We start from the raw sequence: 22,516 nt of genomic DNA, 5'->3' as shown, positions 1-22,516 counted from the left end.
TTGCTTAATATCCAATAATTAAGCGATTATACCGTTCGTGATAGCCTCCTGATATCGTTCCTTAGACATCCCGAGAATATCGCAGAAAAACTGTTCATTGTGTTCTCCCAAGCACGGACTTGGCCTATCCAGCACCGCAGGGGTTTCTGACAGTTCAAAGGGCGGCGCCTGGTAATGGAAAAGACCCATTTCAGAATGTTCAATTCCTTGCCAAATCTGACGATGCGCATATTGAGGATCAGAATAGGCATCCCTGATCCGGTTTACAACGCCGGCCCTCACCCCGACAGCCTGCAGTTTCTCCATAAGTTCCTCTGGCGTAAACCCTACCGTCCAAGCTTCAATTTTAGACTCTAATTCATCCTCATTGTTTTTACGGTCTAGCATTGTAGAGAACTTGCTTTCGGCTGCCCAAGCAGGTTCATCCATAACTTCCCTTAGCTTCTGCCACTCCGCATCCGTAAAGACACTTAGAGCGCACCACCTGTCTTGACCCTTACAGGGAAAGACACCATGTGGGGCTGCGTATTCATGGCGATTTCCCATACGTTCCCAGACCCGTCCATTAATATTATTTTCCAAAATGATTGGCGCCAAAAACTGAAGGCCGTTTTCATACTGAGCTAAATCAATATATTGCCCAAAACCTGTCCTACGACGATAATCTAAAGCTGCCATAATAGAAATAACCCCATATCCGACGCCAATAAAATCAATATACGGACCAAATAAAAGTGATAGAGGACCATCAGGAAATCCAGTTAAATTGGTAAAACCGGTTAGTGATGTTAATTGGGACCCAAACCCGGGATGAGTGGCATGTCGCCCACCTTGACCCTGATTGCAGGAACTGAACATAATTAGCTTTTCGTTAACTTTGCACAATTCCTCGTAACCTAAACCCAGTCTTTCCATCGTCCCGGGTGTGAAATTTTCAATCACCACATCAGCCCAAGCCACCACTTCTTTGGCGAGGTCGATCCCACCTTCAGCCTTAAGGTTAATCGTTATCCCATATTTGTTGTTATTACAAACCCCAAAGCATCCAGATCTGTTCACACCAGGTTTGTTTTCTGCAAACGGAGGATATTGCACTCGAAATCCATCCGGTCTACCACCTGACTCTATATGCACTACCGTTGCTCCAAAATCCGCTAAATGCTTTCCAGTCACTGGGCCAGCAGCATAAGCAGCGAATTCCACTACCTTGAGACCTTCTAAAGCCTGTCTACTCATACTATGATCACCCCCTTAAATAACCCCACTCTCTTTAAGCCTAATTACATCGATACTACTTAAACCGAGTTCTGTTTCCAAAATTTCATGATTATGCTCACCGATCATTGGTGCACGTCTATTAATACCACAACTAGCCTCAGAGAATTGTCCAAACGCCCCCGGATAGCTAATCGTCACACCTAATTCCGGATGCTCAACAACTTGCCAGAAACCGCGATCCATGAGTTGTGGATCAGTCACGATGTCCTGAGCTGAAGCTACTGGATAGCCTAACATTCTACGCTTAATTGCATTTTTGAAAAAGTCATCTTTTGTTTTGGTTATAAGAAACGCGGCGATTGGTATTTCAATTTCGTTAATTTCTTCTTGTGTTACGACAGCTATATTGAATTTATCCCAATTCTTTTCAATGAGGAACTGGGGAGCCATGTCTACTTCCTGCATCCAGGCTACTAAAGCATTATTGGTCGCTTTACCAGCAGACCCACCGTATAAAATGAAATTAATATACCCATCTTGGCACTTATAAATAGCCCTCATTTTGGCCCCAGTAACACTACGTCCTGTAATAAATTCCCCATCTCGACTTAAATCATTTTGCACTAAGTCCCAATGAGCCTGGGCGGGGGTTACTGCCATGAGCATACTAGCTTGAGCTGAAACGTCGATTCTTTGTCCCTTGCCCGTTATCCCCCTGCTATAGTTGGCTATTAGAGCACTCATTGCTCCAGTCATTCCTGCCCACATATAGGATTGGGGAACAGCTACACGAACCGGTGGACGATCTGGACTGCCAAATAACGTCATCAGCCCACTCGTTGCCATAATTTCTAGATCCGAAGCTTTATAGTCACTATAGGGACCATTTTGTCCAAACGGTGTTACTGAAACCAAAATCAAAGCGGGATTAAGTTGACTTAACTCGGCATACCCTAGTCCATTTTCTGCTAAGTATCCTGGAGCAAAGGATTCTAAAATGAAATCAGCTTTGGCGGCTAACCGGCGAAAAAGTGTGCGTCCGGTCTCCTTAGTAATATCAAGGGTTATACCCCGCTTATTATTGTTATAGGCCCACCAAGTAAGGCTCTTATCTGGATCAAGGATATCATGATAGAAAGGCCCCATGTTACGACCGAGATCACCACCGGGCTTTTCCACTTTGATAACATCGGCCCCTAAGTCCCCCATGATCTTCCCTGCTAACCATCCCAACTCATTAGTCAGATCCAAAACACGATATCCTTCTAGTAAGCCTCTTTTCACTGATGAAGACATATCATCACCCCCAACCGTGTTTATAATATTAAGATTTTTTTGATATAGGAAGCAGAGTAACCCTGCTTCCTATTGCACCAAAGATTTAGCAGGGATTAAATTCCCTTTCTAGCCATTAACTTAGAATATTCGTCAACGTTTTCTAAGGCTTTTTTGATATCATCTGCTTTGAACCACTTATCCAGTTTAACCCTGTCAACTGGATATCCAGCTCGCTCATAAGCCCATTTGAACTCAAACGGTACTGTAGCATCAATGGCAATTGCTCCTGAATACTTGGATTCAGAGCGTACCCATTCGGCGCCTGGTGCCGCTGCACTTCTCTCTGCTGGTTGGAATGTCTGTCCCATACCCCCGGCAGCGATCGTTTGAATGTCTTTATCTGCATCTACCCGAGTAGATAGGGCCCACATAATATCTTCCATGTTGTAAATATCCACGTCTTCATCTACTGCGATAGCCAGACGCAATCCTTGAGAAAGCGCACAAGCAGCAGCTAGGATATTCTTTTGCCAGCCTTCATCCCGTTTCCGGCGCTTTTTAACTTGGAAGATGCAGCCACCCCAGTCAGTCATACCGTAAGGGATATGGGTATCAACGACTAGTCCAGGTACAATCCGCTCTGCCAATTCGAAGAAGGTTGCTTCACGAACTGAGCAATCAATATAGTGGTCATCATAGCTATGAACGGCCAGCGGATAATAAATCGGTCGATCCTTACGATGGGTAACCGCCGTAACCTGGAATTTATACGTACGATAAGCCTTACCCATATAGCCTGACCACTCTGGATGGAAGGGGTAGATGCCCTGTTTTTGATCCTTTTCAGCCAGAGGACTTTCCCAGACCTTTTGAGTTGTATCCAGAAAGCCTTCGATAACAATCTCTGCTTGGGCGATAGAGTAGGCATCAATGGTTTTACATTTAACCAGATCAATCGCTGATCCCTGTACTGCTCCTGCTACACCAATTTCATCGCAACCTCTTGGCAAGATTGCATACATAAAACCACTACCTGCCATCAAGGTGCAAGCTGGAGGAACACCCATGTTAATCGTCATGGGAATAGGTCCTTTATGATACCATTCAGTGGCCACCATATCTGTATGTGATCCTGGGGAGATCTGGAAGCTGGAAAAGTCCTTATTGTCGCGGAAATTCATCCTGTTATAACTGATATGAGTTCCACCCCAGAAATACTTGCCGGTAACCAAGGTATTGCCACCACCCAGAGTCCGACCTGGGTCACTTGGGGTATGTTGGATCATTGGGATGATTGGCCACACGTCAATATTTTCGGTCACGCAAACTTCTTGGCAAGGTGCTTGGTCCTGTTCCACGATTCTTGGGGCGATAGGATTATTTATTCCATTGGCAATTTTAAATTTCAATTGACTGTAGTCTTTGACATCAAAAATCTTAGCAAGTCTTGAACCAGTTGCAAATAAGTTACAGGATAAACGAGCATTGTCATAGCCTTTTACATTTTCAAATAAGAGGGTTGGTCCTCCATCAAAGGACTTTTGGATTCCTGTCATTTCTAGAAAGGGATCAACTTCTACATCAGTAACTAAAATTTCTCCTTCTTCATTTTTAAGCCACTCCAAAGTACTTCTCAAACTGGTAATGTCTTTCTTTGGCATGAAATTTCCTCCTATTTCTCTGTTTTGATATATAAACAAACCTATGGGTTTGTTCTCCATAAAGAAATGCGGTTTTAATAACTAGATAATTTCTTAAGAAGTTCTGGTACTTGAAAGGTAAGCTCAGCGATTAAAGCTCCTGACGCTGTAAGTGCCTCAAATTTACTCTGAAAGGTGCCCTTACCCCTCTCAATGATTGCACCAGCATGCCCCATCCTCTTCCCTGGAGGTGCATTCTTGCCCGCAATATAGGCGATTACCGGCTTACTCATCATTTGCTTAATGTAGACCGCTGCCTCTTCTTCGGCGTTGCCACCAATTTCCCCAATTAAGACGACTGCCTCGGTCTGTGAATCTTCTTCAAACCTACGAAGCAAATCTGTGAAAGATAATCCTACTACCCTATCACCACCTAAACCTACAACCGTTGATTGTCCATAACCTGCAGCTGTCAGGCTTCCCACTATTTCATAGGTTAACGTGCCACTTCTGGCCACAATCCCGATGGGACCTGGGAAAAAGAATTGATCGGGCGGAATACCCACCTTACTTTTACCAGGAGAAATAATGCCAAAAGTATTAGGACCAATTATTATTGCACCACGCCTACGAGCAAAACCAATAATTTCAATCTCATCTTGTACTGGAATATGTTCTGTGATAACTACAACCACTTTGATCCCAGCGTCAATGGCTTCAAATGCTGCATCTTTAGCCAAACGAGCCGGAACAAAGAGGCACGATACATTAGCACCGCAACCTTTAATGGTCTCTGCGACCGTATTATAGATCGGAACTCCTTCAATTTCCTGCCCGCCTTTGCCAGGGGTAACACCAGCAACAATGTTTGTACCATACGCTAGCATACGTTTAGTATGAAAGATCCCTTGCTGACCAGTAATTCCCTGTATTACGACCCGGGAATTCTCATCTAAAATCACTGCCATTTTCCCACCCCCTTTCAGGCCCTATTTGCTAGCTCTACAACCTTTATGGCTGCCTCGTTCATCGTCTGATAGGCTTCTATTCCACATTCTCTGAGGATCTTCAACCCTTCTTCCTGATTCGTGCCAACTAAGCGGATGACAACCGGTACTGGAATACCTTTATCCTTTTTCACTTGAGCAAATGCCGCAGCTACATCATCACATCGGGTAATTCCACCAAAAATGTTTATAAAGATTGCTTTTGGTTTGCTATTTAAGAGGATTTCTAGAGCCTTTTCTGTACCTTCCCGACCAGTTCCACCCCCAGCATCGAGAAAATTAGCAGCCCGTCCCCCATGATATTGAATAGAATCTATCGTACCCATCGTTATCCCAGCTCCGTTGGCCATAATGGCTATATCTCCATCTAGTTCTACATAAGAAAGCCCTGCAGAATGGGCAAGTTTCTCTAGGTCAGTTCTTTCCTCTACACTGGGTATATCTTTTTGTCTAAAGAGAGCCGAATCATCAATTGTCACTTTAGCATCACCGGCAATAATACGATTACCACACAGGATCAAAGGATTGATTTCCACTAGTTCTGCATCTTTTTCCCTAAAAACCCTATATAGTGTAGATAAAACTCTAGCAAATTCCTTAGCAGCCTCTCCTATTAAACCCATTCGATAGGTACACTCCCTAATATGATAGGGCTGGATTCCAAGGTTAATATCTAGATGTTTTTTGATAATTTCTTCTTCAGGAACATCTTCTATATCCATCCCACCAGCCGCGGAAGCAATCAAGACTGGCATACCTTCCTTGGTGTCGATAGTAATTGCTAAGTAAAATTCTTTGTCGATCGTCAATTTTTCTTCTACCAACAGCTGTTCAACGTTAAGCTCCTGAATTTTCATCCCCAATAGTTCCTGTGCAGCTTTCTGCACTTCATCGCGCTGATTAACGAACTTTATTCCACCCGCCTTACCTCTTTTACCGGAAAGTACCTGTGCCTTTATTACTACAGAACCACCTATCTCCTCAAATGCTTTTACCGCTTCACTTGGGTTAGTTACCACCCTTCCTTGAGGAATCGGAAGTCCAAAGCTAGCAAAGAGTTCTTTGCCCATGTATTCATATAATTTCAACTCATCCCCGCCTTTCTTTATTAAGATTGACAATGTACATAGACTAGTGCAATCTTCATACCAAGTTAATCTTAAATAGGCTCAATTGCCATATCTAAGTGACAAACAATCGAAATTTACTGTTAAATGGTTTGAATCTATTGAATTAGATCTCTAGACATTTCTAATGGGAAAATAATAAATTTAATTTTTGGAACTTGTCGTTCCAAAAATAAAAAAGGAAAAAGAAAAACGATACTAATTGTAAAAAACCCCTAACTAATCTCTTAGCAGGAGTTTTCTAATAGATTTGGGATGTCTATTGTATGACCAATCATCTGGGATTATTGCTGATTGTTCTGAGCTTGGTAATTTTCATAACCATCTTTTTGTTTCTCAGTAAAGCATTCGTAAGAATCCTGAGGGGTTATACTTTTACGTTTTGCTTGTGAACACCAAATAGCAGTAACAACTTGTCTGAAAAAACGGCAATCCTTACATTTTTGTGTAGCCACTTTTATTCCTCCTTTTTGTTTTAAAAAAATAATAGTAGATATAAGATATCTGTTTTTGTTAATAAAGCAATTTTCTAGCCAAGGTTAACTTAAATAGCCTGAGTTGTAATATATAAGTGCCGAACGACCATAATGCAATGTTAAAAAGAAGTTCAATTGAAAGGAGCCATGATATATAACTATATTTTGAAATTAATTATTTAAAAAATGAAACTGAATGTTTCATACTTAGAACCTGAAAAGATTTAGAACAATGGCGGAAGTGCGTCGTGAGGAGAAAGGGTTACAGATGACGCCACCAAATACAGATTATTGCGCCGGACTACTATCTCCCGGACACCTGGGACCATCGAGACATTTTTCATAAAACACAGGAACCATTGCCTACCTATGAGAATAGAATAAATTATGTTAATTGATAATGGTTATCTATCTCGTATGAAGGAGGATTTAAGATGTGTGGAATCGTAGGTCAAATGGATTGGGAACGTGATTTAACTCTCCAAAAAGATGTTTTAATAGGTATGACACAAACCTTAATCCCTCGGGGACCCGATGCTGAAGGTTACTGGCTTACTCCTCGGGCCGCGTTCGGACACCGCCGATTGGTAGTTGTCGATCCCAAGGGTGGTCTTCAACCGATGATCCGTCGACGTGGTGAACATACCTTTACCCTAATCTACAACGGCGAACTCTATAATACACCCGAACTTCGTCAAGAACTTTTGAGCCGAGGGTATATATTCGAAGGGCATTCTGATACAGAGGCCGTTCTGCTCTCCTACCTAGAATGGGGACCCTCCTGTGTCGAACGTTTTAATGGAATTTTCGCTTTTGGAATCTGGGATAGCCAGGAACAACAGTTATTTGTGGCGCGTGATCGTCTGGGAGTTAAACCTCTCTTTTACAGTGAACTGTTAAAAGGCCTGGTTTTTGCTTCTGAACTTAAGGCATTATTGAAACACCCTGCCATTTCCCCGAATCTTGGGACAGAGGGACTGTCCGAAATTTTTCTTCTAGGTCCAGCGAGGACTCCCGGAGTGGGTGTCTACGAAGGAATTTCCGAACTTAGACCAGGGCATTTTTTAATCTATTCTGCCAACGGCCTGAGGATTCGAAGGTATTGGGCCTTACCTAATCATGTACATGAAGATGATTTACCGACGACCATCGCCAAGATCCGTGAGCTTTTTGTCGATACCGTCCAACGTCAGTTGGTTTCTGATGTACCGATCGGCACTCTACTCTCCGGGGGGCTGGATTCCAGTGCTATTACAGCGATCGCTGCGGAATTCCAGAACCTCAACGGCCATGGTTCCCTGCCGACTTTTTCAGTCGATTATGCTGAGAATGATAAGTATTTTCAGGCAAATGAATTCCAACCCAGCGCGGACGGACCATGGATTGAACGAGTGTCCCAAACCTTCGGAACTAAGCACACCAACTGTGCATTCAAGATCCCTGAGCTTGTTCAAGCGCTTAAAGCCTCTACTATAGCAAGGGATCTACCTGGTATGGCTGACGTTGATTCTTCGTTGTTACTCTTTTCCCGGGAGATCAAGAAAAAAGTTACAGTCGGTTTATCAGGAGAATGTGCTGATGAAGTTTTTGGAGGTTACCCTTGGTTCCATCGTCAAGATGCCCTCGACGCTCAAACCTTTCCCTGGACACTTCATGTTGAAAACCGTTTACAGATCCTTTCCCCTGAACTCCATGAACTTCTTCACCCCCGCGACTATTTACTGAAACGCTATGAAGAGGCTCTGAGCGAAATCCCCCTGCTTCCGAGTTCTTCCTCTGTAATTCACCAAGACAGTCGAACCTTGACTGGAAATCTGCAACGCGAAGCGCGAATCCGTGAGATTACCTATTTGACGTTAACCCGTTTCATGCCAACTCTCCTAGATCGCAAGGACCGCATGACCATGGCAACCGGACTTGAAGTACGAGTTCCTTACTGTGATCATCGCTTAGTCGAATACGCCTGGAACATCCCTTGGGAGATGAAGGCAATTGAGGGCAGAGAAAAAGGGCTTCTGCGCCAAGCCCTCACCGGAATCTTACCCGACGATGTGCTTTGGCGCCGCAAAAGCCCCTACCCAAAAACTCATCATCCCAGCTATCTTTCTACTGTTCGTACCTGGCTAAGAGACATCCTTGCAGATAAGACTTCCCCGGTTCTTCCCTTTATAAATGTGCCAGCCTTACGAGATCTCATGAAACTCTCAGATACCATGCCTTCTGGCCGTCCCTGGTTTGGGCAGCTGATGGACATTCCACAGCTCTTTGCTTACCTTATTCAAGTGAATTATTGGTTAGTGGAAAACAAAGTTAGGATTCTTTAGCACATTTAAGATCATTCTTCACTGAGTTTTGTTTCGAGGGGCTTACTCACGATCTTTACCTGGGTAATTCTAAATCCCATTACCTCAATAACTTCAAACTGAATTCCTTCAAAAAAAACGCTATCCCCTTTGACGGGTTTTCGACCTAGCCTTGAAAAAATATATCCTCCAATGGTTGTGACGGTTTCCTCTTCTAGTTGAATGTCGAGCATTTCTGAGACTTCTTCCATCAAGACACGCCCATTTAGTAGATATTCATTTTCAGATATTTTTTGAATGGGTGGTTGTTCCGACTCGAATTCATCATAGATTTCACCGACTAATTCTTCCAACATATCTTCGATCGTGACCAGTCCCGCCGAACCGCCGAATTCATCCACCACAACTGCTATGTGGGTTCGCAAACTTCGCATTCTTTGGACAAGATGAGAAATAGGCATACCCTCAGGAACAGCAAGGATATCCCGCTTAATCTGAATAATATCCTTCGCACCGGACTGTTCCTGTAACCGAAGGATGTCTCTCATATGAACTAAGCCGAGGACATGGTCTTTATCATCATCACACAGTAAATAACGCGTATGGCCATATTTTTTGACAACCTCGAGAACCTCCTCAAAGGTGTCCTGAATGAAAATGCAGACCATATCTTGCCGAGGTACCATCACTTCACTAGCGTTACGATCCGAGAATTCAAAGACATTATCTAAAAGTTTACCTTCTAATTTATCTAAATATCCATGCTTTTGACTGGCATCGACTAGCATTCTTAGTTCTTCTTCACTATGGGATAAATCCGCCTCATTGGCCGGTTCAATTCTCAACATACGCAAGACAAGGTTAGCTAAGCCATTAAGTGCTCGAATAATTGGATAACAGATCCAGTAAAAACCCTTTAAAAGCCCAGCCGTAGCCAGGGCGGTACTCTCTGACCTTTGAATTGCTAAGGATTTAGGTACGAGTTCACCTAATACAATGTGTAGCAATGTAATGATTGAAAAGGCTATTACTAAAGAGATAGTATGGGTGTAGATGGTACTCCAACCGGCAATCCCAGTAAACAGCGGTTCAATAAGGGTCGCAATTGCTGGTTCACCCACCCAACCTAAGCCCAAGGAAGAAAGCGTGATTCCAAGCTGACAGGCCGAAAGGTATGCATCAAGCTGTGAGGTAACATCTAGGGCAGTTTGTGCTCTGGGTGAACCATTCTCCGCAAGCTCTGCCAAACGTGTCTTACGTACTTTAATCAAGGAAAATTCAGCTGCCACAAAAAGTCCATTTAATCCAACCAACAAGAATGCAAACAAGATCATTATGACACTCCAAAGTAGACCGTCGATGATTTTTCTCCTCCTTGTTTTTTGGAAACAAAACATGGTAGTCCCTATTTAATTTAGTGTACTAATATTGGGATACATTTATACACCCTATTGACTAGTCAATAGGGTGTATAAATGTATCCACATGTTAAACTGCTGCATGTATATCCTTAACTTCGCTGGCTTTAGTTTCGAGGAGCTTTTTCTTGACCATAACCTTGGTAATTCTAAATCCAATCACTTCCATCACTTCAAAATGGAACCCATCAAAATAAATGACATCCCCTTTGACAGGCCTGCGACCTAACCTAGAAAAGACATATCCACCAATTGTCGAGACCGTTTCCTCTTCGAGCTCAATGTCCAGAAGTTCCGAAACTTCTTCCATTAAGACTCGTCCATTAAGGAAATATTCATATTCAGCCACCTTCTGAATAGGAGGCTGCTCAAATTCAAATTCATCGTAAATTTCTCCGACAAGTTCTTCCAGCATATCTTCAATCGTCACTAACCCAGCAGACCCACCGAATTCATCCACCACGATCGCCATATGCGTTCGTTGGCTGCGCATCTTCTGGACGAGATGAGAAATTGGCATTCCTTCCGGAACGACGATGATATCCCTCCTAATCTGAGTGATATCCTTCTCGCCTTCCTGTTCCCTAAGCCGAAAAATGTCCCGCATATGCACTAGACCGAGGACATGATCTTTGTCGTCATCACACAGCAGATATCGTGTATGACCATACTTTTTAACAATATCGAGAATCTCTTCAAACGTATCCTGGATAAAAATACAGACCATATCTTGACGGGGGATCATCACTTCACTAGCAATACGATCCGAAAATTCGAACACATTGTCTAATAATTTACCTTCCATCTTATCCAAATAGCCATGCTTTTGACTGGCCTCGACTAGCATTCGTAGTTCTTCTTCACTATGGGATAAGTCGGCCTCATTGGCAGGTTGAATTCCCCAAATACGTAACACTAGGTTAGCTAAGTTATTGAGCGACTTAATAATCGGATAACAGATCCAGTAAAAGGCTTTCAGAAAACCAGCAGTTGCCAGGGCAGCCGCTTCTGCCTTTTGTATTGCTATTGATTTAGGAACAAGCTCACCTAAAACAATGTGTAATAATGAGATGATAGAAAAGGCTATCGTTATAGAAATAGTATGAGTGTAGATGGTGCTCCAACCAGCAACCCCAGCAAACAAAGGTTCAATCAGGGCAGCAATCGCTGGTTCACCAATCCAACCTAAACCTAAGGAAGAGAGCGTGATCCCAAGCTGACAGGCAGAAAGGTATGCATCAAGTTGCGAGGTGACGTCCAAGGCAGTTTGTGCCCTTGACGAACCATTCTCCGCAAGTTCTGCCAAACGAGTCTTACGTACTTTAACCAAAGAAAATTCAGCAGCCACAAATAATCCATTTAACCCCACTAATAAGAATGCAATTAATATCATTATGACACTCCAGAACAGACCGTCTATGATTTTTCTCCTCCTTTTAATATCTAAAGACCTTACCATGATTGTATTATTATGATTATTTGTACTTATGCTAGACCATAATTATACATCACTATCGTTACTTATATCAAAGGAAAATTTCTATTTTCCCTTCATCTATTTCCCCTTTGTTTATCCAATCGTAAGACTCCCACTTCTACAAGTGGGAGTGATCCCCCCGGCTCCGCTTCGGTGGGGGTAGAGTCCGACTTCGCCGCTAAGAGTTCCTTTTGGGACGTGCGGCTTCGGCGAAACCCTCCACTGGAGGCTTTCGTTACCGAAGACTCGATGTTCAACTTTAGTTGAACGAGTTCACTGGCCCTTTTCACTTGGCATACCTTGCAAAACCTTTAGAACTGCCTCGTCCTCTTCTGTGCCGATAATATGCTTCATCATATACTCAAAACCTGCCGGTCGAATTGGTTTCTCCTCTCTTAAGGATTCCAAATCAAATTCACCGATCTGCTCAGTGTCTTGGTCAGGTACCTTGACCTCAAATAAAGCCTCTAATGAAAACGTTTCCGTTCTTTCAAGCTCATCGTCCGGCGAATCCGCCTGAATTTCCTGATCATTCACCTTAGAAGTTTCCTCATCTTCGGGTAAATTGCTTGCAGAGTTTTGATTTTCCTTCACTAATAGCTCTTCTACGCAGTTTCCTAATAGTACTTGTCTCAAAATCGCTTTAATAAAGGAACTTCGCTCCTCTGGTTCAATCTGCTGTATAGCTAACCAGAGGTCCGTCTCAGCTTCATCAAAAAACAGCGGAATAAAGGCAGGCTGAGCATTAATCATACTGGTGGGTTCGATTTCTTCGTTATATTATTCACCAGTGTCGTAGCCATAATCCGAAATCCTGTGGCATTACCAAATTGTGGATCGTCAATCAGAAGCTTATTTTCTAATTGGATATGCTCATAGACCATTTCTCCGACCTTTCCAGCAACTAAGACGGTATGCAGTTTACCAAGCATAGGTTTTAAGGCCTTTTTCACTTCCCGGGAGATATCAGTTCCTAACTGAGCAAGCATGTTCTTCATGATCGGATTAAGATTAATCGAGCCGTTATTCCAAGGATACAATCCCCCGTTCACTCGGAAAATTTTATCTAATTCCTTATCATCCGTCTCAATTGGGTTTTCGTGATTTGCGGTCAATTCCTTCAGTTTATCGGCCACTCCAATATACGCCCACTTTAAGCCCTTTTCAATACTAAAAGAATTGGGTGGATCAAGCATTACGCCATCATAAAAAGTGGCAATATCTGTCGTGCGAAAACCTGGATCGATGACCACCACATACCCGCTAAATAGCTTGGCGCTCGTCGGCATCCCATATTCATTAAGCGTTTCCTTAATAAAGACTCCATAACTTTGGGGAAGCACTCGAGAACGCAAGATGTTCAGTTGCCGTGTCAACCCTTTCATGGGACCTGAATGAAAGGTTACCGAAAAAGACCCCTTTAATTCAGCTTCATACTTGTCCTTTAAACTAGCATAATACTTAACGGGCACGCCAGTTCCAAGATAAACATTCGCTTTAGGAGTTTTTTGGGCTAGGGCTAAAGCCACTACCAGTAACGCTGTTGCTTCTTCATCCGAAGATTTGTCTTCATCCCAGCAATAATGAGCTTCGTTTGGATTCAAGCTTTCCGCCAAACTTCCCATGAAGTAATGCCGTTCCACACCCGTCGAATTATTCTTAACCATGACATCCAAGGTAGAAATCTGAGTTTCTAAGTCAGATCCTTTACTAATCAGGGAATTACCTAAGGTTGAGAAAATCCGCTCATTCCCTTTACAAATTACAGCTGGAAATAATACTTTTGCATCTCCAGTATCCAGTTTAATCGCTCCAAATCCCGGATCTGCTCCAGCCACGAGAATATCACTATCTAACACACGTGTTCCTCCTCGATTACAATCAATTATGGACAAACTAATAACACACAACAACTTCTACTGCTATATCTATTATTATATACGAAGCTAACACGCTTGTAAAAATGGGTTATTAATATTCTTCTAAATATTAAAATAGTAACCAACTCTAGACTTGAGATTAGAAAAGGGTTGTGGTATGCTAAAAGAAAAAATTGCTCGATTTTAGGTGCCCTTTGGGGAGAATAGGGAAGTTCGGTTCAAAACCGACGCGGACCCACCACTGTATTCGATGAGCTTTGTAGACCACTGGCACTTTGCTGGGAAGGTAACAAATTAAAGCGATGATTCGATAGCCAGGAGACCTGCCTAAAATGTTTAAGTCTTTCCACATCGTGGAAAGCGGCGGTGATGACGGTAAAGTCCCGACCACAGATTTATTTGTGGTCGGGATTTTCTATTTTTCAACAACTATATTAAGGAGGAGTTTTAATGAACAATTTGTCAGAAGCACAACTCTATGCCCAACTCGAAGCTCTAACTGCGAACATCTCAGAACTTGACGAGGATTCTATGGCTAAGGTCCAAGCACGCTTGGATATCCTGACCAAACCACAAGGCAGCCTTGGTCAATTAGAACAGATAGCCAAGCAACTTGGAGGTATCCAACGAACCTCTAATCCTCAAATCAATAAGAAAGCAGTCCTCTTGATGGCTGGAGATCATGGCATCGCAGCTGAAGGAGTCAGTGCCTTTCCCCAAGAAGTTACCCCTCAAATGGTGTATAATATCATAAATGGTGGCGCAGCCATCAATGTACTGGCTCGCCAAGCTAATGCCGAGGTTTTTTGTACAGATGTCGGTGTTGCCTTCCCCTTAGAAGGAAACCTTATTCACAAACGGGTTGCTAATGGAACCCAGAACATGGCCAAGGGCCCAGCAATGACCCGTCACGAAGCACTTCAAGCTCTACTGGTCGGTGCTGAAGTTGCCGCGGAAAAGATCCGCGCAGGATATAACCTCTTTGCTACAGGTGACCTGGGAATTGGCAATACTACCCCTAGCTCCGCAATCGTTGCCCTCTTTACCAATTCCCCCCTTGAGGATGTTGTTGGACGAGGAACTGGGATTGATGATGCCGGCTTAATTAAGAAACGCCAAGCCATTCAAACGGCCTTTGACGTCAATCAACCTAATGCAGACGACGCTTTAGATGTTCTAAGCAAAGTTGGCGGCTTAGAAATTGCTGCGATTGCTGGTTCAATCCTTCAAGCGGCAGCTAGCCGTGTTCCGATTGTCATTGACGGGTTTATCTCAACGGCTGGAGCACTTGTTGCCGCGAAAATCGCCCCGAAATGCACAGCCTTCATGATTCCCTCCCACGGTTCAGTCGAACCTGGTCACCGTAAGGCCTTAGCAAGCCTAGGCCTTGATCCACTAATTAACCTAAATATGAGACTGGGAGAAGGAACGGGAGCGGTCCTAACCTTTCACTTAGTCGAAGCTGCACTTCATATTCTTAAGGAAATGGCAACTTTCGGAGATGCTGGAGTCAGCGAAGCGAATTAGACACAAGGATATCTTGCATAGATAAACAGAGCCTAGTCTAGCTTAATCTAGCACTATAACAGAGGAGCGGTGAATGTTATGTCTCAATTTACACTGATTACAGGCGGTGCACGGAGCGGAAAGAGTAGTTTTGCAGAACTTCTGGCCGCTTCGGCAAAGCTTCCGGTCACATACATTGCCACCGCCCAAATCTGGGACGAAGAAATGGCCCACCGCGTTAAAAAACATCAAAACCAACGCCCGGCCACTTGGCAGCTCATTGAGGAACCGCTGAACATTCGAGAGACTCTTTGTCAACTCAAAGACGATGACGGAGTCATTCTACTTGATTGTGTCACACTCTGGCTTACTAATCTTCTCTTAGCCGAACAAACTAGACAAGCTGAACGAGTTACCCTTTCTGGTCATGAAGAAGATAACTTCGTACTAGACTCAACCAAACGAGATAAGATGTTCCCCGACATCGAACCAACAATCCTAGCTACTGTTCAAGAGGTTGCCTTACTTGCCCAAGAGATCAAACCTCAAGTCCTCTTTGTCACCAACGAAGTCGGCCAGGGCATTGTCCCTGAGAATCCTTTGGCTCGGGCATACCGTGATTTAGCTGGACGCAGCAATCAAATACTTGCCCGCTGTGCAGATCATGTCTATCTGGTCGTGGCAGGTTACCCCTTGGAACTTAAACACTCTGGCGGGCAGCTCCTTGCTTCCCTGCACAAGGAGTGATCTGAGATGCGCGGATTCCTCATAGCCTTTACCTTTTTTACTCGAATTCCTTTACCGATCCCTAAGAATGTTTCTTCAGAAGAATTCCTGCGCAGTTATAAATATTATCCCTTCGTAGGACTAGTCTTAGGTCTTATCCTCTGGCTGCTGGCGAAAGTCTTGTTGCCCTATTATCCTCCTTTAGTCCTCGGGGCTCTCATCTTGGTTGCAGAGTTAGTGCTCACCGGAGGAATCCATCTTGACGGATTCATGGATAGTATGGATGGTTTATTATCCGCTCGTAGCCCGGAAAAAATCTTAGATATCATGAAAGACAGTCGAGTTGGAGCCCATGCCTCAATGGCTCTCGTGGGCTTGTTGCTCTTGAAATTCACCTTCCTGGCCAACCTGACCGTTCCGATGTTACCGATCCTCATCGTCATGCCGATGCTCTCTCGCTGGGTCTTTCAGATTGGGATGATCGGATTTCCCTATGCCCGCTCCCAGGGGCTAGGCAAAGGGTTTCACGAAGCAACCCAGTGGATTCCATTCCTACTCAGCGGAGTGGTGGTCTGCGGAATTTCCTATTACCTGCTCGGCTTTGCTGGGCCGATCGCCTTTGGAGTTAGCGCCTTAGTCATATTTTTAATGGCTTCTAGAATTTCCTCCTTACTAGGAGGGCTGACAGGTGATCTCTACGGGGCTTTTATCGAACTTTCGGAAGTTATCTGTTTAGTTATCGCTTTTCCTTTTATAAAGTAGGCAGAGTGAGCTTCAATATATTTTAAAGCGGAAGGGTAATGAACTATCAATACCCTTCCGTTTTAAATATAGTTTTAAATATAGTTTTAAATATAGTTTTAATATTAGTCCATAAATGTACAATAAGGAATTTTTAGAGTACACTAGAGATAATAGGCACTGCTAATTTTTTAGTATCGCTAGAGAGGGAGAACCATGACAGACTTTATCCTCTTATTTTCATTTTATGCATTTGCCGGCTGGGTAATGGAAACAATCTACCGTACAATAACACAAGGTCGGGTTGTCAATCCCGGATTTTTAGTTGGCCCGTTCCTCCCGATCTATGGCTTCTTTACCACTTTGGTGATCTGGTCCTCTGGACTGTTATCTCAACTCGCTTGGGAATGGCAGTTTCTTAGTTTTGTGTTTTTGAGCACCTTGCTGGAATATGTCGCAGGATGGTTTTTCGAGCGCTTCTTTCGCCTGCAGCTTTGGGATTATCATACAACCCCGTTTAATCTTCATGGGCGCATCGCTCTCCAGTTCTCCCTTCTTTGGGGGATTTTAGGGCTGGCATTTCATCTCGTCATACACCCAGCCGTTCAAATTCAAATGTTGCGCATTACACCAACTGGCCGTTCTATCTTAGCTATTATCTTGACAGCCTATGTTATTTGGGATATTATCCGATCCATCCTCTTACTACGTCGTCTTGAACACTTTGTCTCGATGTTTCAGGAGCAATATGAACGTCTGGAACTCACGCTATTTCACTCAGCTTGCTCTCCGTATCAAAGATTTCTTCATGCTTATCCGAAAATGCGCCATACTTTAAGCGAAAAGATGGCTTTGCTATATGCTAAGCAGGAAGCTCTCGAACACTTTTTAAGCCTTCAACGGCAGAAATTCTCCAACCCAAGTAGAGAAAACGACCCCCACTCACTTGACTAGGAAGGTGAACCAATTTTGGATTTATCAGAGCACGTCGAGGACATTCTGAACCACGAAGAGTATCAACAATTGGCACGTTTTACCCATCATCGTCCTTTTACTACCTTAGAGCACTCTCTTCGTGTTGCGCAGATAGCCTATAACTGGTCACTACGCCTTGAAAGCAAGCTCAAATTGGACACACATGCTATTACTCGCGGCGCCCTACTCCATGACTTTTTCCTGTACGACTGGCATGAGCCAAGACCAGACCGATCCCGGTGGCATGGTTTTCGCCACCCTCGCATTGCCTGCCAGAACGCGGAACGATGCTTTCAGCTCAGTGAGAAGGAAAAAGACATTATTTTGAGTCATATGTGGCCACTTACCCCGCGCTTACCTAAAACCCGAGAGGCTTTTCTGGTCATGGTTGCCGATAAGATGGCCTCGATCCAGGAATTTCGCTTAAAGTTCAAACGTGATCTTCCGCCTTCTGAACGATACACGTCTCTTCGCCTTATTAAACACAAGTCATAAATAAATCGAACGTTATACTATTAACTTTAGCCTGTTCATCCCAAAGAAAAGAGCCTTTCACCGCTAAATTCGGAGTGAAAAGCTCTTTTCTTTAAGTTTTAGATACTTTTTTATCATCAGTTATTTTTTTAAATGCATTTTCTGTCACAATATGCCCCTTACCATTTTGCTTGCCAAGATAAAGCCGATGATCTGAAAGCTTATAAAGAGATTCATAGTCCGTAGATTCTGTAGGAAATTCTGCAACTCCTATGCTTATACCCAAACCATAGCTTTCTAAATCCAAGTTACTCTTTAAGCGCTGCATGATATTCATTGCATCTTGGCTTAACTTAAGATCCGTTAAAATGACCGCAAACTCATCTCCACCTGTGCGAGCGACAATATCTTCTTGTCGAACGGACTTCTGGAGATTATGTGCTACATGGCTTAAGGCCATATCACCCATGGGGTGACCTTTTGTATCATTTAAATTCTTAAATCCGTCTAAATCAAGAAGCAGAAAAAGGAACGTTGAACCACGTCTGAGTGTTCCCGCCATTTCTCCTAGGATCCTTTGCTCAAACCCTTGGCGATTCATGATTCCAGTTAGGCGGTCCGTCGTCGCCAGACGCTCAAGTTCCTTTCTTTGCCGAATAGCCTCTAATGCCATGCTTAACATCCGTACAAATGCGTACAGGATCTCTTGGGTATGTGCAATGTCTCGTGTCCTAGAATCAAATAGCCAAAGTTCCCCAACGACTCCACGATAGGTTTTAATAGGCTGAATAAGGATTATTTCCACAGGATATGGAATCTTATTATGTTCGTCTTCTTCAAGTATTCGCAGGGTAGGTGCCTCATTCGGTATGTATCCAAGCGGAAAATGGGTTCTTTTATCTTTTTGGATCCATTCTTGCCAAACATCCTCAGACTGTTTAAGTCGGCCAAAGGGAGAATGTATTTTCCATTCCCCATCGGTTTCCATATGAAAGAACCCTGCCTCTAAATAAAGAATCTCCATGGCCATTTCTCCGGCTTCAGCAAGTAACTGCTCTTCAGACACGGCCTTGACCAAAATTTCAGTTCCCCTGAGCAGCAATGATAAGGCTTGTTCCCGATCAACAGCGGCCATACGCAATTGTTGTTCATAAACACTGGAGGATAGTAGCGGCATCAACTGTTCTAACCAGTAGACGCTTCCCTCGTCAAAGGAAGCGGGATGATCACTGAAAAGTAATAAAACACCTAATAATTGGCCAAAATGAAGGAGAGGAATGCAAAAGATTCGCCGAACCTTGAAGTCCCTGAGAGTTGTCCGCCAAGCATTGAAACAATGCGTTTCCTCGGAATTCGATGGGTCCCGCTCGTCGCCATCATCATCAATCTCGTGAATCATTAATTTCCGTTCTACATAGGTATTCCCTTGTGCTACTTTTCGGATAAATAGTTGAAAGTCTGGAGGGAGAACATTACGGACTAAAAAACTTTCCTGAAGTTCAGTCCGAGCGTTAATGGCCATTGGGTGAAATTCCTCACCCCGCAATAGCCAGATACCTGCCATTGTGCAATTGAAAAAATCAAGCCCACGTTTGGTCAAGATTTTCAGAGCATCTTCTAAATCTTCCTCACAATTTATTTCCTGAAGGAGCTCTAAGATATCTTCCGGCTTAAGTCTATAATTGTGCGGAGGAAGCAGCATGGGCTTATCAACCTTTCATTAATCGCATGATTTTATATAACATTTTATCATAAACCTTCCAAATAAACCTATTTATTTAAAGTATAAATTAAAGTTTTGTATTTCTTTCGAACCCAGACTATTCCTTTCCTGACATAGAAAAAGCTACTCATATTAAACGAACTATGTTATATTTAACCTTCAATTATCTTACTTGTAACTTTAAGGAGGGGTATCTCCCTGAGTAAAAAATACGCCTCACTACTAACCTTGGTCATCTCACTCACCTTTGTGATACTACTTTATCCTAAGCTCCAACATCCTGATGCCTTTCAAGCGTTTGTTTCACAATGGGGATGGATCGGCATCTTTGTCGACCTGTTGATCATTATGCTGTTTGCACTCTTTCCAGTGATACCCTTTGTCTTAATAGCTGGGGTGAACACCCTTCTTTATGGTTGGGTCGGAGGATTTCTGCTTTCCTTAGTCGGTAGTCTGCTAGGGGCTGCTGTGGGTTTTTGGTTAGCCCGTACACTTGGTCAACCATGGGCGCAACCTAAAATGGGAAAGCTCGGCAAGTGGGGTAAACTAATTGAAGGTAATAGTTTCACCATCATTTTGATCTCACGACTCATCCCAATATTACCCTCTGCAGCTGTCAATTATGCTGCCGGCTTATCTCTAATGACCTTTCCTAGATTTCTGTTAGCGACTTTCATTGGTAAAATTCCTATGATTCTATGGGAATCTTGGGTGGGACATGACTTTTGGCGTTTGACGGATCATCCAGGTCGATTATTACTGGCCTTAGCGATCGGTGTTCTTGTCTTTGGCTTAACAGGCCTCTACTGGTATCTTTCCATGAAACGCCTTAACAACCCTGAACCCCGCTCAGACATAAATAAGTAATAGCCGCTGAGAAGGCGGCTATTACTTATTTATGAGCTTACTTATTCGATACTTTTCTTCATCCTAAACCTTAATATCGAGAAAACGCTTTAGCAATTACTTGATACCCGACAGCGTTCGGATGTGCCTGATCCTGACCGGTGAGCAAGCGCTCTTTTCCTTTAAACTCCCGATCTACATAAACGACTACGAATCCAAATCCCTTAGCCCATCTGATAATCATAGCATTACTATTATCAATCATCTCTTGCGCCAGTCGATAATAATGCGCATAGGGGCCCCACTCAGTCAAAGGATTATAAAGAGTTGCAACTTTAACGGTTGCATTCGGGCTCAGCAGCCTGATTTCTTGCCCCACTAGCTCCAAAGTTTTGGCCATATTCGCATAAATTAAGGGTATCTGAGCTGGATTTAAGCTCTGATGAGAGTTACCCATAAGACGAAGTAAATCATTTGAGCCGATGGTCAGTGTAATTAGAGAGGCTTGGGAAAGAGAATGACGAAGGCCCCGATTTGATTTTAATAAGTTTAACAGCCCCCTTGTTGTTAAACCGTTGATTCCTAAATTCAGGATGCGCAAATCTTTATCGTGTCGTCCCAAGTAATTTCCATAGACATTGGGAAAAGAAAAGGGGCTAGCTACGCCATATCCTGCAGTAATCGAATCACCTAATGCAACATATAGACTCACATTTATCACCGCTTTCAAAGCACCCATATGCTTCAGGATATGTATGTTCACTACTCTTTGTCACATCCTGAGCATAAATCTCCGAAAATATGGGATCATAATCAAAAAGCTTTGAAACGATGTGAGGATTATTGACGACAATTCGAGATCTCATTAGTAAAGGGAATTCTTCCTCTTTATATGCGGCACTTGGCAATCTCTTCTTGCTGATTATCAAAGGAATTGCCGCAGTTTCTAGTGGTAGCGGTGCAATGTTTGCTGAGGCTATGCATACTGGTGCCGACGCTGTTAATCAGCTCTTTGTCTTTATTGGTAGCATTCTCTCTGAACGAAAACCGACTCCACGGTTTCCATCAGGATTTGGGCGGCTTATCAATGTCTTCTGCATGGGGGCAGTCATCGTAGTGACCATCATGGCCTATGAAACGGTTCTAGAAGGAATCCATTTAATTCAACATCCAGCCCCCTTTGGCAAGCTTGGTTTGACGATTTTTAGTCTCGCTGCTTCAATCACTATTGATGGCTATGTCCTATCCAAGGCCATGCGTGAAATATTAAGCGAAACTCGGACTACGGGAAAAGGATTAGGCATTGTACCAATAGCCGTAAAAAATGTCAAACGTGCCTCTCCGGCTACACGCCTTGTCTTCTATGAAGATCTTGTCGCTACCTTCGGGGCCATTCTAGCCCTGATAGCTATTCTGATCACTCACTTTACTTCGATCAAGGCCTTAGATGGCTTTGCAGCGATCATTATCGGGCTCCTCATGGGTGGAGTCGCTTTTCAAGTAGGATATGAGAACATGGTTGGATTGATCGGTGTTTCAGCTCCCAAGGACGTTGAAGACAAGGTCTCACAAATTATCTTATCCGATCCCGATGTAACGGATATTAATAAAATGCGCATCCTCCAAGAAGGACGATTTTTTCACGTCGAAAGCTACATAGAATTGAGACCCGGCCTATCTTTAGCCGTGGCTGATGACATC

Annotated in this window: 20 protein-coding genes and 1 riboswitch; of the genes, 8 read left to right on the top strand and 12 right to left on the bottom strand. The window is 43.4% G+C overall.

The annotated features are described in order from the left end of the window. Positions 1-18 precede the first annotated feature (18 nt). The 6 genes from JL57_RS15065 to JL57_RS34545 form a co-directional block, all read right to left on the bottom strand. Positions 19-1,236, bottom strand: coding sequence for a CaiB/BaiF CoA-transferase family protein (locus JL57_RS15065; RefSeq protein ID WP_034142849.1), 1,218 nt, complete (start codon positions 1,234-1,236; stop codon positions 19-21). Between the two features lie 15 nt (positions 1,237-1,251). Continuing rightward, a complete protein-coding gene (locus tag JL57_RS15060) occupies positions 1,252-2,514 on the bottom strand; it encodes a CaiB/BaiF CoA-transferase family protein (RefSeq protein WP_045691292.1) in 1,263 nt (420 codons plus the stop codon). A gap of 95 nt (positions 2,515-2,609) precedes the next feature. Beyond that, positions 2,610-4,157 carry a UbiD family decarboxylase gene (locus tag JL57_RS15055; RefSeq protein ID WP_034142848.1) on the bottom strand — a complete coding sequence of 516 codons (1,548 nt, stop codon included), beginning with the start codon at positions 4,155-4,157 and terminating at the stop codon, positions 2,610-2,612. 74 nt (positions 4,158-4,231) lie between these two features. Further along, positions 4,232-5,104: a succinate--CoA ligase subunit alpha gene (gene sucD, locus JL57_RS15050; protein ID WP_034142847.1), complete on the bottom strand. Its 873-nt coding sequence runs from the start codon at positions 5,102-5,104 to the stop codon at positions 4,232-4,234. Positions 5,105-5,118: 14 nt separating this feature from the next. Then, positions 5,119-6,231: an ADP-forming succinate--CoA ligase subunit beta gene (sucC, locus tag JL57_RS15045; RefSeq protein WP_034142846.1), complete on the bottom strand. Its 1,113-nt coding sequence runs from the start codon at positions 6,229-6,231 to the stop codon at positions 5,119-5,121. 323 nt (positions 6,232-6,554) lie between these two features. Then, on the bottom strand, positions 6,555-6,725 hold the full coding sequence (locus tag JL57_RS34545; protein WP_291300130.1) for a hypothetical protein: 171 nt from the start codon (positions 6,723-6,725) through the stop codon (positions 6,555-6,557). Positions 6,726-7,180: 455 nt separating this feature from the next. On the opposite strand from JL57_RS34545, the gene asnB reads away from it, so the two are divergent. Beyond that, positions 7,181-9,070 carry an asparagine synthase (glutamine-hydrolyzing) gene (gene asnB, locus JL57_RS15040; RefSeq protein WP_034142845.1) on the top strand — a complete coding sequence of 630 codons (1,890 nt, stop codon included), beginning with the start codon at positions 7,181-7,183 and terminating at the stop codon, positions 9,068-9,070. An 11-nt stretch (positions 9,071-9,081) separates the two neighbouring features. On the opposite strand, the gene JL57_RS15035 is transcribed toward asnB, so the two are convergent. From JL57_RS15035 to JL57_RS15020, 4 genes are all read right to left on the bottom strand, one after another. After that, a complete protein-coding gene (locus JL57_RS15035; protein ID WP_034142844.1) occupies positions 9,082-10,383 on the bottom strand; it encodes a hemolysin family protein in 1,302 nt (433 codons plus the stop codon). Positions 10,384-10,537: 154 nt separating this feature from the next. Then, positions 10,538-11,860: a hemolysin family protein gene (locus tag JL57_RS15030; protein ID WP_034142843.1), complete on the bottom strand. Its 1,323-nt coding sequence runs from the start codon at positions 11,858-11,860 to the stop codon at positions 10,538-10,540. A gap of 357 nt (positions 11,861-12,217) precedes the next feature. Next, entirely contained in the window at positions 12,218-12,697 is a 480-nt protein-coding gene (locus tag JL57_RS15025) for a hypothetical protein (protein WP_034142842.1), read from the bottom strand. Continuing rightward, on the bottom strand, positions 12,694-13,803 hold the full coding sequence (locus JL57_RS15020; RefSeq protein ID WP_034142841.1) for a ParM/StbA family protein: 1,110 nt from the start codon (positions 13,801-13,803) through the stop codon (positions 12,694-12,696). Before JL57_RS15020 ends, JL57_RS15025 begins: the two co-directional genes overlap by 4 nt. Before the next feature lie 189 nt (positions 13,804-13,992). Then, a riboswitch (cobalamin riboswitch) is annotated at positions 13,993-14,170 on the top strand. Positions 14,171-14,274: 104 nt separating this feature from the next. Here JL57_RS15020 and cobT point away from each other — a divergent pair. The 5 genes from cobT to JL57_RS14995 all read left to right on the top strand — a co-directional run bounded on the left by cobT (position 14,275) and on the right by JL57_RS14995 (position 18,267). Continuing rightward, positions 14,275-15,351, top strand: a complete 1,077-nt coding sequence (gene cobT / locus JL57_RS15015) for a nicotinate-nucleotide--dimethylbenzimidazole phosphoribosyltransferase (protein ID WP_034142840.1) — start codon at positions 14,275-14,277, stop codon at positions 15,349-15,351. 78 nt (positions 15,352-15,429) lie between these two features. Then, a complete protein-coding gene (gene cobU / locus JL57_RS15010) occupies positions 15,430-16,077 on the top strand; it encodes a bifunctional adenosylcobinamide kinase/adenosylcobinamide-phosphate guanylyltransferase (RefSeq protein ID WP_034142839.1) in 648 nt (215 codons plus the stop codon). A 6-nt stretch (positions 16,078-16,083) separates the two neighbouring features. After that, complete coding sequence (gene cobS, locus JL57_RS15005; RefSeq protein WP_034142838.1) at positions 16,084-16,818, top strand: adenosylcobinamide-GDP ribazoletransferase; 735 nt, start codon at positions 16,084-16,086, stop codon at positions 16,816-16,818. Positions 16,819-17,013: 195 nt separating this feature from the next. After that, positions 17,014-17,751 carry a putative ABC transporter permease gene (locus JL57_RS15000; protein WP_034142837.1) on the top strand — a complete coding sequence of 246 codons (738 nt, stop codon included), beginning with the start codon at positions 17,014-17,016 and terminating at the stop codon, positions 17,749-17,751. Between the two features lie 15 nt (positions 17,752-17,766). Further along, entirely contained in the window at positions 17,767-18,267 is a 501-nt protein-coding gene (locus JL57_RS14995) for an HD domain-containing protein (RefSeq protein WP_034142836.1), read from the top strand. A gap of 91 nt (positions 18,268-18,358) precedes the next feature. On the opposite strand, the gene JL57_RS14990 is transcribed toward JL57_RS14995, so the two are convergent. Beyond that, positions 18,359-19,948: a diguanylate cyclase gene (locus JL57_RS14990; protein WP_045691293.1), complete on the bottom strand. Its 1,590-nt coding sequence runs from the start codon at positions 19,946-19,948 to the stop codon at positions 18,359-18,361. 219 nt (positions 19,949-20,167) lie between these two features. On the opposite strand from JL57_RS14990, the gene JL57_RS14985 reads away from it, so the two are divergent. Further along, the gene (locus JL57_RS14985; protein ID WP_034142835.1) at positions 20,168-20,836 is read left to right on the top strand and encodes a TVP38/TMEM64 family protein; all 669 of its coding nucleotides are present in this window, start codon (positions 20,168-20,170) and stop codon (positions 20,834-20,836) included. Between the two features lie 70 nt (positions 20,837-20,906). On the opposite strand, the gene JL57_RS14980 is transcribed toward JL57_RS14985, so the two are convergent. Beyond that, the gene (locus JL57_RS14980; RefSeq protein WP_291300129.1) at positions 20,907-21,578 is read right to left on the bottom strand and encodes an SGNH/GDSL hydrolase family protein; all 672 of its coding nucleotides are present in this window, start codon (positions 21,576-21,578) and stop codon (positions 20,907-20,909) included. 80 nt (positions 21,579-21,658) lie between these two features. Between JL57_RS14980 and JL57_RS14975 the strand changes: the two genes are divergently transcribed. Continuing rightward, positions 21,659-22,516: cation diffusion facilitator family transporter (locus JL57_RS14975; RefSeq protein WP_034142834.1), on the top strand; the 858-nt coding region annotated here is incomplete at its 3' end.

This window comes from Desulfosporosinus sp. BICA1-9 (assembly GCF_000802135.1).
This window is presented reverse-complemented; position numbering and strand designations above follow the sequence as displayed.

Coding starts and splice junctions, on each gene's coding strand:
- JL57_RS15060 (WP_045691292.1), bottom strand. CDS start 2,514: ATGTCTTCATCAGTGAAAAGAGGCTTACTAGAAGGATATCGTGTTTTG.
- asnB (WP_034142845.1), top strand. CDS start 7,181: ATGTGTGGAATCGTAGGTCAAATGGATTGGGAACGTGATTTAACTCTC.
- JL57_RS15055 (WP_034142848.1), bottom strand. CDS start 4,157: ATGCCAAAGAAAGACATTACCAGTTTGAGAAGTACTTTGGAGTGGCTT.
- cobT (WP_034142840.1), top strand. CDS start 14,275: ATGAACAATTTGTCAGAAGCACAACTCTATGCCCAACTCGAAGCTCTA.
- JL57_RS15025 (WP_034142842.1), bottom strand. CDS start 12,697: ATGATTAATGCTCAGCCTGCCTTTATTCCGCTGTTTTTTGATGAAGCT.
- JL57_RS15030 (WP_034142843.1), bottom strand. CDS start 11,860: ATGATATTAATTGCATTCTTATTAGTGGGGTTAAATGGATTATTTGTG.
- JL57_RS15035 (WP_034142844.1), bottom strand. CDS start 10,383: ATGATCTTGTTTGCATTCTTGTTGGTTGGATTAAATGGACTTTTTGTG.
- JL57_RS14990 (WP_045691293.1), bottom strand. CDS start 19,948: ATGCTGCTTCCTCCGCACAATTATAGACTTAAGCCGGAAGATATCTTA.
- JL57_RS15065 (WP_034142849.1), bottom strand. CDS start 1,236: ATGAGTAGACAGGCTTTAGAAGGTCTCAAGGTAGTGGAATTCGCTGCT.
- cobU (WP_034142839.1), top strand. CDS start 15,430: ATGTCTCAATTTACACTGATTACAGGCGGTGCACGGAGCGGAAAGAGT.
- JL57_RS15000 (WP_034142837.1), top strand. CDS start 17,014: ATGACAGACTTTATCCTCTTATTTTCATTTTATGCATTTGCCGGCTGG.
- cobS (WP_034142838.1), top strand. CDS start 16,084: ATGCGCGGATTCCTCATAGCCTTTACCTTTTTTACTCGAATTCCTTTA.
- sucD (WP_034142847.1), bottom strand. CDS start 5,104: ATGGCAGTGATTTTAGATGAGAATTCCCGGGTCGTAATACAGGGAATT.